The organism is Cellulosilyticum sp. (assembly GCF_982396655.1).
Map to the genome: position 1 here is coordinate 1 of NZ_CEVXFV010000085.1, position 11,194 is coordinate 11,194.

An 11,194-nucleotide genomic window follows, 5' to 3' on the forward strand; every position below is an offset into this window, starting at 1 on the left:
ACAAAAAAATATCCCGTATTTATACGGGTTACGGCGTTTCGCAAACGCCTATTACCCTAACTATAAGGAGGAGATTACATGGAAAAAAATTTCAAAGCTTTTTTGATGACTTTTGTAATGCTCATGTCATTGCTTAGTTTGATGCCACAAACAGCTTTTGACACTTATGCGGCAACTACTACTGATTTTGCAGCACAACTTGTCCGTATCACCACGGCTGATGGTAATCGGAATATTAATGTCTCTGGCCTATCCGATGGCTCAGCACTTAATACATGGATTACTAATGGGGTTCAAAATGAAAACTGGCGTTTTGACTACGTTACAACAAACGTCTTTCGTATTGTTAATATGGGAACAGGGATGGTTCTTTCTGTTTCAAATGGCAGCACTGCTACAAATACCTCTTGCATTATTGAAGGGAATACCAATACCACTTATCAATATTGGTATGTCACACCTGTTTCACAAGATGCACTAGGTAATGACTTATATTATAAAATCACCAATTATGCAGACACTTCTAAGGCACTTACTTATAATGCAACTAGTAATACCATTACACTTACCAACTATACAGGTGCATCTAATCAGAAGTTTCTTTTAAATACTGCTGGACTTCAAGGTTTTGCTGGATATGGGAAAGATACTTCTGGCAATACAAAAGCATCTACTATTGGTGGTCTATTAGGTGAAACTGTTTATGTTAGCACATTTTCTGAACTTAAAACTGCTTTAAGTGATGATATACCTCGCACAGTTGTTGTTACAGCTAATATGAGCTATTCTGGTAGTTCCACTACCGATAATGAAGGTCGCAAAAAAGTATCTACTAAGATTTATATTGGTAATCATAAGACACTTATTGGCAGTTATAATGCAAACACCTTACATAATATCTATTTAGGTACTTATTATTCTGGTAACGATATTATCATTAAAAATATTACGGCTACCCACGATGGCAGCTACAATAGTGATAACTTATGGGAATTTGCAAATGGCAATAACCTTTGGCTTGATCATATTAGTTTCATAGGACATAGCACTATCAATACTGCTTCTGTAGGCGGTGACATTGATAAATTCATTGCCATTAAAGGGGAATCCAATTACAGTACAATTTCTGATTGTTCTTTTGGTAAACATGAGTATGGCCTACTTTTTGGCTACCCAGCAGATACCGATGCTATTTTAACCTCATATAAGGGAAAACCTTGTATTTCTATGATTACAAATTACTTTGATGGTTGTGTTACAAGAGCCCCTGGTTTAATGCGCTATGGCTATTTTCATACCCTTAACAATTATGTCACTAATTTTGACCTGGGGTACACCATGCATACAGCCGCTACAATTTATGCAGAGAAAAACTACTATAATGGTGGTACTGGTAAAGGTTCTGTTGTGAATGATAATGCACTTGGCCTTACCCAAATTACAAATGCTAGCGTAAACAAAGTTGGCCCTTGGTATACAGATAGTGGCTCTTTAGCTACTAACTGCTATAGTAACAATAATGTTGCTAATATTAATTCATTAACAACCGCATGGCACCCAAGTACAAATTATTCTTATAAAACACTTTCAGCTTATGATAGTCCTAACTACTGCACGAAAAATTCTGGTGCCAAAGACACTAGGGCAGCTATGACTTATATGACATTTGCAACAACCGGTGTACCAAGTGCAAATTATTTAGTTGTCAAAAATACTTCTTCAGGTGCCCAAATGCCTGAAAATAAAAGTTATATGCTTAAAAATGCCAACAGTGGCTTATATTTAGAAGTTGAAAACGGTAGGGCCATTAATGGTACCAATGTCCAACAATGGGGTGCAAATGGCTCAGCTGCGCATAATACTTGGCGATTTGTTTCAGCGGGTGGTGGTTATTACTATATTTATTCTGCTTTAGGTGATGGCGTCACCTATCTCTTAGACGTAAATAATAACAGTGCTACTAACGGTACAAACATTCAAATTTATCAAAACACCAATTGTGATGCTCAAAAATATAAATTTAAATTAAATTCAGATGGTACTTATACAATCTATACAAAGGCCTCTAAAGACCAAAGCTGCGTAGAAGTCAAAAATGCCCTCACAACAAGTGGTTCTAATGTGCAACAATGGGAAATCAATGGTCACCCTTGTCAAAACTGGATTTTAGAAGCTGTGAATTAATTTTTCACTATACTTCCATAATAATTGGCAAAATAGTAGGTCGTCTCTTTGTTTTTTCATATAATAATGTTTCTACTTCTTTTTTAATACGTGCCTTTAAAACATACCATTCCACCATTTGATAAGCAAGACACATTTCTAATTCTTTAGTAGCAACTGCCTTGACTTCTCCAAGAAGTGCCTCTGAATCCTTGGCATAAACAAAACCTCTTGTAATAATATCTGGTCCACTCATAATAGAAAGAGTTTCCAAGTCGATTGCTGCTACCACAATGAGCATACCTTCTTCTGCTAAATGTTTGCGGTCACGTAGCACAATATTGCCTACATCCCCTACACCAATGCCATCTACGAGAATATTTCCAGCACGTACATGATCCACTACAGCACCGCTACTTTTATTGACAGCAAGTACATCGCCATCCTGTAAAATAAACACATTCTCTTTGGGCATCCCCATTTTAATTGCTAAATCGCGATGATGCTTTAAATGACGATACTCTCCATGGTCTGGCATAAAGTATTTAGGGTGAGTTAAGGCGTGCATAAGTTTCAGTTCTTCTTTAAAAGCATGACCTGAAACATGCACCTCTTCGATTCCCTTATAAACCACCTCTGCTCCTTTTTTATAAAGTTCATTAATAACCCTAGAAACTAACTTATCATTGCCTGGAATAGGTGAAGCTGAAATAATATATAAATCATCGGGTTCAATTTGAATAAACTTATGATTACCAAAAGCTATACGTGCCAAAGCTGCCATAGGTTCACCCTGACTCCCTGTGGTGATAATTGTAATCTTTTCACTAGAATAATCTTTAATTTCATTTAAGGTCATTAAGGTTGTTTCTGGAATCTCTAAATAACCTAACTCCCTTGCTACAGTTGAGATACTTTCCATGCTCCGACCACTAAAAGCTACTTTACGCCCATAAGCAATAGACGCATTGACAATTTGTTGAATACGATGAATATTAGATGCAAAGGTGGCCACAATAACACGTCCTTTCACGCCTGAAAAAAGACGCATCAAAGTCTTACCAATGGTCTCTTCTGAAGGTGAATGCCCTGGACGTTCTACATTTGTACTATCCGCCAACAGGAGTAAAACTCCCTCTTTGCCTAACTCACCAATACGTTCTAAATCCATATGTTGTCCATCAATAGGCGTATAATCTACCTTAAAGTCGCCAGTATGAAATATAATTCCCTCTGGGGTATGCACCGCAATACAACAAGCCCCTGCAATGCTATGGGTACTTCTTACGAATTCTACACTAACTTGCTTTAACTGCACTGTATCTCCTGGTGTGACATGATGAAGCATAGCTCCTTCTAAAAGGCCATGTTCTCTTAGCTTATTGGCAATAATCCCAAGGGTTAGCCTTGTACCATATAAAGGAATATTCATTTGCTTTAAAATATAAGGTACAGCCCCTATATGATCTTCATGACCATGGGTAAAGAAAATGCCTTTTATCTTATCTTTATTGGCTAATAAATAGGTGATATCAGGAATGACTAAATCCACACCATACATCTCTTCATCTGGGAACCCCATGCCACAGTCAATTACAATGATTTCATCACCATATTCAATAGCTGTTATATTTTTACCAATACTTCCAAGTCCACCAAGTGGAATCACTTTAACGACTTCATCCATATGCGTACCTTCCTTTATTAAATAATACAGAGCATAATTTATGATATAAATTATTATTTATAATACAAAGTATCATTTATATCACTTTAGTATCCTATAATCTTAGTATGGTTTAAAAGACTTCTAATGATACTTATTTAGATCATCAAGAAAAATGCTCTGTCTTAGAAAATATTAAGCCAAATAGATTAAGGAGGTATCGTGAAACTATAAATAATCTCACGATACCTCCTTAATCTATTAAAACTTCTTAATGTTAATTCTTTATGCTTTTACTCTAACTGGTAAGCCTTCATACAGATATACTACTAAGAATCCATTTGTGAAATAATATTCACCAAATTCATCTTTCTCCACCTTACCTTCTAGCCACTCTTGCTCATCTTCTTCAAAGATAACAATATCTTCTCCGCCTTTAAAATAAATGGCTTCATCAAATGCAAAGTACCCTTCTTCATTTCTTAAAAGCATGCCTTCTTTCATGTTGTTATCGTCTCCTGTCTACTTCTCTATACTTTCAAACTAATCATTTAGTAGTTTGATTTTATCTATTATCTAAATGATTATAACAAATATTATCTTAACATGCTATATCCTGTCATCATCAACTTCTCTTTAAACCCATAGTTATAATTTTAGCAATAATATAGCTGACAACTGCTGGTACAAGCCAAGAGAAGCCTAACTGGCTAAAAGGTAAAAAACTAAACCAATTAGTGTTCATACCAGCTAATTTACTACCTTCTTCTACAAGTACAATGATTAAGGTTACATAAACAGGCAACTGATAAACAATAGGGGATGGTACTGATTCTATTAAACTAATAACAACTAATACAATAATTAGCGGATATAAAATGTTTAAAACGGGTCCTGTCACCCCTACAATACGATCTACGCCCATGGAAGCAATTGCTACACCAATAAGAGAAGTGATGACCGCTACTGTGCTATACGAAACCTTTTGCTTAAACAAATCCGAAAAATAATTAGCTGCTGTCATAGTAAGACCAATAGATGTGGTTAAACAAGCGATTGCTACAGCGATTGCCAAGAGCACACTCCCAATATTTCCTAAAATCTGCCCTGCCAGTGTTGTAATAAGCTGTGTTTTTTCTATGTCACCGCTTATATGCCCAGTATGCGTTCCTAGGTACATAAGACCACCATAAATTACACCAAGCCCCACAACAGCTACTAAAGAGGACTTTAGCGTAACACCAATAATTTCTCCTTTTTCTTTATATCCTTTTTCTCTAATATTATTTACAATAATACTAGAGAAACAAACTGCACCTAATGCATCCATTGTTTGATATCCTTCGATAATCGCCCTTGAAAATACACTGTCAATACTGGCTGTTGTAACAGGTCCAATAGGTACTAAAATGCCTTTAATGATAAGCACTAATAAAATCACTAATAAAACTGGTGTTAAAAACTTTCCAATCACATCTACAATTGTACTAGGCCTTAAAACCAAAATAAGATTAATAATAAAGTAAATAATAATCACTATAAGTGGACTTAATGTCGGAAAGAAAGGTCTAATACCTATTTCATAAGTCGTTGCTACTGTTCTTGGAATGGCTAAAAAAGGCCCAATACTTAAAATTAAAAAAGTCATTAAAATGACTGAAAAAACCTTTCCAATCTGATGACTAATATGACTAAATTCACCACCTGCTTTGGCAGTTGCCATTACACTTAATAAAGGAAGACCTATACCTGTAATCATAAAACCTATGAGTCCTTGCAAATAGTGGCTTCCTATCATACGCCCTAAGTAAGATGGAAATATTAAATTTCCAGAACCAAAAAACATAGCAAATAAGGCAAATCCTATAACCCACATATCGCTAGCTTTACGTTTTTCTTTCATGATAAACTCCTTAACATCCTTTTTGTTTAGAATGTCCACTTACAGGATTTTTCATGTATACTTTAAGACGTATGATACTTCAATTTCTTCTCACTAATAAGCCAGTATTTCGTAGCTACTTTCTGTAATAACCACTGTTACTTCCCACTGTGCAGAAGGTTTTCCATCCTTTGTATAAATTGTCCAGCCATTTTTATAATCTTCCCGTACTCTACTTGTCCCCATATTAATCATTGGCTCAATCGTAAAAACCATACCAGGTACCATCATCATTTCTGTTCCTCTTTTAGAAACATAACTTACAAAAGGCTCTTCATGCATTTTTTTGCCTACACCATGTCCTCCGATTTCTCTAACAACTGAAAAGCCTTGGCTTCTAACATAGTCATGAATGGCTTGCCCCATATTCCCCAAACAGTGCCAAGGTTTTACTTCCTTTAGACCTACTTGAATGCTTTCTTTAGCCACTTCTACTAATCGCTTTGTTTCAGGTTCTATCTCTCCGATACAAATCATCCTGGAAGAATCAGAGAAGAAACCATTGTAAATAGTCGTAATGTCTACATTTACAATGTCTCCTTCTTTTAAAATATCTGCTTTAGAAGGGATTCCATGACAAATTTGACTATTAATTGAGGTGCAGCAGCTTTTAGGGAAACCACTATAACCTAACGTCCCGGGAATGCCACCAAATTCTTTAGTCTTTTGATAGACGATTTGGTCAATATCTTCTGTAGACATACCTACCTTTGCCGCCTTGACTACCTCATCTAATACAGCAATATTAATTTTTCCACTTTCTCTAATGCCCTCTATTTCTACTTTACTCTTAAGCAAGTTTTTATTAGGCACAATATATCCTTGCTTTTTAAACCACTTAAGTTGCTCTTCTATTTCTCTTTCGTTCATTCTTATCATCTCCAACATTTAATATACCAGCTATTTTCTAATTTCTCCTCAATAATGTTTCTGTTTAAGTTAATCCAACTTTTGCACTTATTTAAAATAATCGCATCACTACTTACAACGCCTTCTAAGTTCGACAAGACTGTATCGACTTCATTAATAACTTTTACTTGAACAGCTACTTTATACACTGCACCTATCTCTAAAATAAGTTGTTTAAGCCGGCCAGAATTTGAAACAGGTGCATCTAACCAAAAGCATACGCCGTGTATCCCTTTTTCATCTAATGTTTCAAATAAAACTTGCAACGCTAACCTTGTCTTATCGATGATACGATATGTTCCTCTAAGGCCGGCTAAATCTCTAATCGTTCCATCCATCCCTTCCATTAAAAGGCATTCTGATAAGGCCACTTCTAAGGTAATAATCGTATTAAATCCATCAATATGCAGGTATTGAACTGATTCTAAATGACCTTTTTTCTGCTGCCTTACCTCTAAAGCCTGCTTTGAAGAAATACTTCTTACAAGGGCAAGGCGTTGTCTTTCACTTAACATATAGTGATTGCCTATGAAGGTAGAAGCACCTTTTATCTTATACTCACGATTGAGCAAATAAAACAAGTCTTCACCTGCATCTCGTACTTTTTCTAATGCTATGCCGCTAAATTCTTTGATATCACTTGGTACATAGCCCCTTCTTGTGGTCTCTCCCATTGCTGAAGTCCTGGTCTCCTTTCTATACTGCTATAATCATGCCACCCTACACACCTATAGGTTCATATTTAATATGTAGAAATGGTCGTAGTTCCTTCTATCATCTATTTGCTTGTTCGTTTATCACCCATAAAAAATAATGCAACCGTTCCAGGGCCAGTATGTGCTCCTATTACAGTTCCAATGCTATTTATGCTAATCTTTCCTTTTAGCAAAGGTATCTTCTCTTCAATAAGCTGTGCAACCTTTAGCGCATCTTCCATACAAGCTGACTGAGAAATTGCACACTTTCCTGTATAAGTTTCACCTTCTTGAACATGTACCAGCATTGTCTCTACCATTTCTTCAATAGCTTTACGTTTCGTTCTTATTTTCTTTCGCGGAATGAGATGGCCTTCATCATCCATATTCATTAGTGGACATATGGACAAAATACTGCCTACTACAGCAGCAGTAGCTGAAATTCTGCCCCCACGTTTATAACTTGTTAAATCTGTTGAAAAGAACCAGTGATGCATATTAAGTTTATTTTCCTCAGCCCACGCATAAACTTCTTCCAAGCTTTTGCCTGCATCTCTTAAGTCTGCTAAGTATTCCATGAAAAGACCATATCCAGAAGATGCACCCAATGAATCTACTATTTTTATTTGCCTTTCTGGATATCTTTCAAGTAACTCTTGTTTTGCAATATTAGCCGAATTATAAGTTCCCGATAATCCAGAGGATAGACTCACATGTAAAATATCTTGCCCATTCTTTAGGAATGGTTCAAAAAAGCTAATAAAATCTTCACTATTTACCTGTGAGGTAACTGGCATCTCACCCTCTTTCATGGCCTGATAAAATTCATCAAAAGGAATCGTCTCCCCAAAATCATCTAGATATTCCTTCCCTTTAAAATTTAAATGAAAACATACATAAGGTATCTTTCTTTCTACAAAAAATTTCTTTTCTCGGTCCGCTGTTGAACAGCAACTTAGTATGAATTGCCCCATCTCACTACCTCCCTGTTATACACATTAAAAGTATAAATTAATTATAGAGAAACCAACTATAATTCTAAATGATACATCACATAAATAGGTTTCTCCTTATGATTTCACATAGCTATAATATAATGAATAACCAAATTTTATAAATGTGAAATCTATATTACGTATTTCTAAATAAGTATTTTAATATTTAATTGTTTTTAGAATTATACTATACATTATATCCTTTTTGGTACTTATATAGTATCTACTGTTAAAATTTTTTATCATCTAAAAAGGAGTGCCAATACTACTTATTTGGCACTCCTTTTAGATTTAAGTAATTCTAACTTAATATGTTATTGTCCATAGTATGCATTTTTACCATGCTTACGCATAAAATGCTTTTCTTTAATCGTATCAGGGGCTGGCCTTACATGACTATTCATCATCTCCGTCTGAGCTGCCATTTTTGATACCTCTTCTAATACAACTGCATGATATACAGCTTCCTTCGCATCTTTCCCCCAAGTAAATGGACCATGATTCATGCATAATACAGCTGGTACATATACGGGATTTAAATCTTTAAAGGTCTCTATAATAACAAGTCCCGTATTTTTCTCATAATCTGTTTCAATTTCATCTTTTGTTAAATTTCTTGTACAAGGAATACTCCCATAAAAATAATCCGCATGGGTTGTCCCATAGCAAGGCACACTTCTGCCAGCTTGTGCCCATGAAGTTGCCCAAGGTGAGTGTGTATGTACAATGCCCCCTATTTCTGGAAAAGCTTTATAAAGTTCTAAGTGTGTGGCAGTATCTGATGAAGGCTTATATTCGCCTTCTATTTTATTTCCCTCAAGATCCATAACGACCATATCTTCCGGCTTTAACTTTTCATAGTCCACACCACTTGGTTTAATGATGAAGTAACCACTTTCACGGTCAATCCCACTTACATTTCCCCATGTATAAACAACTAAATTACGTTTTACGAGTTCCATATTTGCTTCATACACTTGTTTTTTTAATTCTTCTAACATCTTCTCCACCTCATCTTAAAGATGCTACGGCTGCTTTTTCTATATGAAGTCCTTCTTCGTAGCGTTTCATAAATACTTCAAATCCTTCTACATCTTTTTTGTTTGGTGCTACTTTGCTTTCCTTTTGACCTACAAATACCTTTTGCTTCAAATATTGTTCCAGAGACTGGCTTTGATTTAATTCTACTTGATTTCTCATATAACCTGCTAATATAGCAATTCCCCATGCGCCACCTTCTCCAGCTGTTTCCATAACGGATACTGGTGCATTTATTGCTGCTGCTAAAATACGCTGTCCAACTTCCTTAGTCTTAAATAAACCACCATGTCCAAAGATTTCATCTACCTTTACGCCTTCTTCTTTCATTAGTATATCTAAACCAGTTTTTAAGGCACCTAAAGCTGTGAACAAGTGTACACGCATAAAGTTAGCTAAATTAAAGTGGCTATCTGGTGTTCTAACAAATAAAGGCCTGCCTGTTTCAAGCCCCGTAATGTGTTCACCTGATAAGTAATTATAAGCTAAAAGACCACCACAATCTCCATCTCCCTCCAATGCCTTACGGTAAAGCATTCCAAATAAAGCATTCATGTCTACTTTAATCTGGAAACTCTCTGCAAACTCTTTAAATAGATTTACCCAGGCATTTAAATCAGATGTGCAGTTATTACAATGTACCATCGCAACGAGGTTCCCTGTAGGTGTTGTAACAAGGTCAATGGCTTCATACACCTGAGACAATTCTTTTTCAAGTACCAGCATTGCAAATACAGAGGTCCCTGCTGAAACATTTCCAGTACGAGGTGCCACACTATTAGTGGCCACCATACCTGTCCCTGCATCTCCTTCTGGTGGACATAATGGAATACCTGCTTGAAGATTACCTGTTACATCTAGTAATTTAGCCCCCTCAGCTGTTAAATAACCAGCATTTTCTCCAGCCACCTTTACCTTAGGTAAAATATCTTCCAAACGCCATTGAAATCCTTTTCCACTAATAAGCTTATTAAACTGATTAATCATACCTGTATGATAATCTTTGAGATTTACATCAATAGGAAATACTCCTGAAGCCTCTCCTATTCCCAGTATCTTTTCACCTGTTAATTTATAATGTACATATCCAGCTAACGTTGTGATGAAATCTATATCTTTTACATGTTCTTCATCATTTAAAATTGCTCCATAAAGGTGGGCAATGCTCCATCTTTGAGGAATATGATAGTTAAATAATGCTGTAAGCTTTTCTGAAGCTTCACCTGTCATTGTATTACGCCAAGTTCTAAAAGGTACCAACAATTTTCCATCTTTATTAAATGGCATATACCCATGCATCATACCACTAAAGCCAATTGCACCTATTCTTTGAAGTATTACACCATACTTGTCTTCTACATCTTTTGCCATATCTTGATAACTACTTTGAAGCCCTTTCCATATGTCTTCTTCACTATAAGTCCATATGCCATTTTCTAATCTGTTTTCCCATTCATAGCTTCCTGAGGCAATAGGCATATTATTATCATTTACAAGTACTGCTTTAATGCGTGTTGAACCAAACTCTATCCCCAGTGCTGTCTTTCCCTCTTGAATAACTTCTTTTGCTGTTTTGACGAATTGATCTTCTTGAACCATCTTAATCCTCCCATAAACTGTTTTAAGTAGATTTTTTCGTTGTAACATAGATTCCACATCTATAAATTTGAGTTATTCCTTTTGTTTTGATTATGTGAAACCGCTTTATATTATTATACAATTAAAATATTTTAAAATAAAGTAAAATATTTTATATTTATCAACTTATTTTTACGTTATAAAATTT

9 protein-coding genes are annotated in these 11,194 nt (G+C 35.5%); 1 reads left to right on the forward strand and 8 read right to left on the reverse strand.

The window, feature by feature from the left end:
* Positions 1-78: 78 nt before the first annotated feature.
* Positions 79-2,184 (forward strand): pectate lyase family protein, encoded by a 2,106-nt coding sequence (locus tag AC1VAQ_RS20135; RefSeq protein WP_302599443.1) that lies wholly within the window; start codon positions 79-81, stop codon positions 2,182-2,184.
* A gap of 7 nt (positions 2,185-2,191) precedes the next feature.
* On the opposite strand, the gene AC1VAQ_RS20140 is transcribed toward AC1VAQ_RS20135, so the two are convergent.
* From AC1VAQ_RS20140 to AC1VAQ_RS20175, 8 genes are all read right to left on the reverse strand, one after another.
* Complete coding sequence (locus AC1VAQ_RS20140; protein WP_302599444.1) at positions 2,192-3,850, reverse strand: ribonuclease J; 1,659 nt, start codon at positions 3,848-3,850, stop codon at positions 2,192-2,194.
* A gap of 264 nt (positions 3,851-4,114) precedes the next feature.
* On the reverse strand, positions 4,115-4,333 hold the full coding sequence (locus AC1VAQ_RS20145; protein ID WP_302599446.1) for a DUF5348 domain-containing protein: 219 nt from the start codon (positions 4,331-4,333) through the stop codon (positions 4,115-4,117).
* A 121-nt stretch (positions 4,334-4,454) separates the two neighbouring features.
* A complete protein-coding gene (brnQ, locus tag AC1VAQ_RS20150; RefSeq protein WP_479904462.1) occupies positions 4,455-5,732 on the reverse strand; it encodes a branched-chain amino acid transport system II carrier protein in 1,278 nt (425 codons plus the stop codon).
* A gap of 93 nt (positions 5,733-5,825) precedes the next feature.
* On the reverse strand, positions 5,826-6,641 hold the full coding sequence (gene map / locus AC1VAQ_RS20155) for a type I methionyl aminopeptidase (RefSeq protein ID WP_302599448.1): 816 nt from the start codon (positions 6,639-6,641) through the stop codon (positions 5,826-5,828).
* A gap of 5 nt (positions 6,642-6,646) precedes the next feature.
* A complete protein-coding gene (locus AC1VAQ_RS20160; RefSeq protein WP_302599450.1) occupies positions 6,647-7,354 on the reverse strand; it encodes a DUF434 domain-containing protein in 708 nt (235 codons plus the stop codon).
* Positions 7,355-7,458: 104 nt separating this feature from the next.
* Positions 7,459-8,349: a DegV family protein gene (locus AC1VAQ_RS20165; RefSeq protein ID WP_303244185.1), complete on the reverse strand. Its 891-nt coding sequence runs from the start codon at positions 8,347-8,349 to the stop codon at positions 7,459-7,461.
* 335 nt (positions 8,350-8,684) lie between these two features.
* Complete coding sequence (locus AC1VAQ_RS20170) at positions 8,685-9,371, reverse strand: L-ribulose-5-phosphate 4-epimerase (RefSeq protein ID WP_303244186.1); 687 nt, start codon at positions 9,369-9,371, stop codon at positions 8,685-8,687.
* 10 nt (positions 9,372-9,381) lie between these two features.
* Positions 9,382-11,007, reverse strand: coding sequence for a xylulokinase (locus tag AC1VAQ_RS20175; RefSeq protein WP_302599456.1), 1,626 nt, complete (start codon positions 11,005-11,007; stop codon positions 9,382-9,384).
* Between the last annotated feature and the right edge of the window lie 187 nt (positions 11,008-11,194).

What these genes read in the sequence shown, in the direction of transcription:
- AC1VAQ_RS20135 (WP_302599443.1), top strand. Translation starts at nt 79, where the DNA reads ATGGAAAAAAATTTCAAAGCTTTTTTGATGACTTTTGTAATGCTCATG.
- AC1VAQ_RS20140 (WP_302599444.1), bottom strand. Translation starts at nt 3,850, where the DNA reads ATGGATGAAGTCGTTAAAGTGATTCCACTTGGTGGACTTGGAAGTATT.
- AC1VAQ_RS20145 (WP_302599446.1), bottom strand. Translation starts at nt 4,333, where the DNA reads ATGAAAGAAGGCATGCTTTTAAGAAATGAAGAAGGGTACTTTGCATTT.
- brnQ (WP_479904462.1), bottom strand. Translation starts at nt 5,732, where the DNA reads ATGAAAGAAAAACGTAAAGCTAGCGATATGTGGGTTATAGGATTTGCC.
- map (WP_302599448.1), bottom strand. Translation starts at nt 6,641, where the DNA reads ATGAACGAAAGAGAAATAGAAGAGCAACTTAAGTGGTTTAAAAAGCAA.
- AC1VAQ_RS20160 (WP_302599450.1), bottom strand. Translation starts at nt 7,354, where the DNA reads ATGGGAGAGACCACAAGAAGGGGCTATGTACCAAGTGATATCAAAGAA.
- AC1VAQ_RS20165 (WP_303244185.1), bottom strand. Translation starts at nt 8,349, where the DNA reads ATGGGGCAATTCATACTAAGTTGCTGTTCAACAGCGGACCGAGAAAAG.
- AC1VAQ_RS20170 (WP_303244186.1), bottom strand. Translation starts at nt 9,371, where the DNA reads ATGTTAGAAGAATTAAAAAAACAAGTGTATGAAGCAAATATGGAACTC.
- AC1VAQ_RS20175 (WP_302599456.1), bottom strand. Translation starts at nt 11,007, where the DNA reads ATGGTTCAAGAAGATCAATTCGTCAAAACAGCAAAAGAAGTTATTCAA.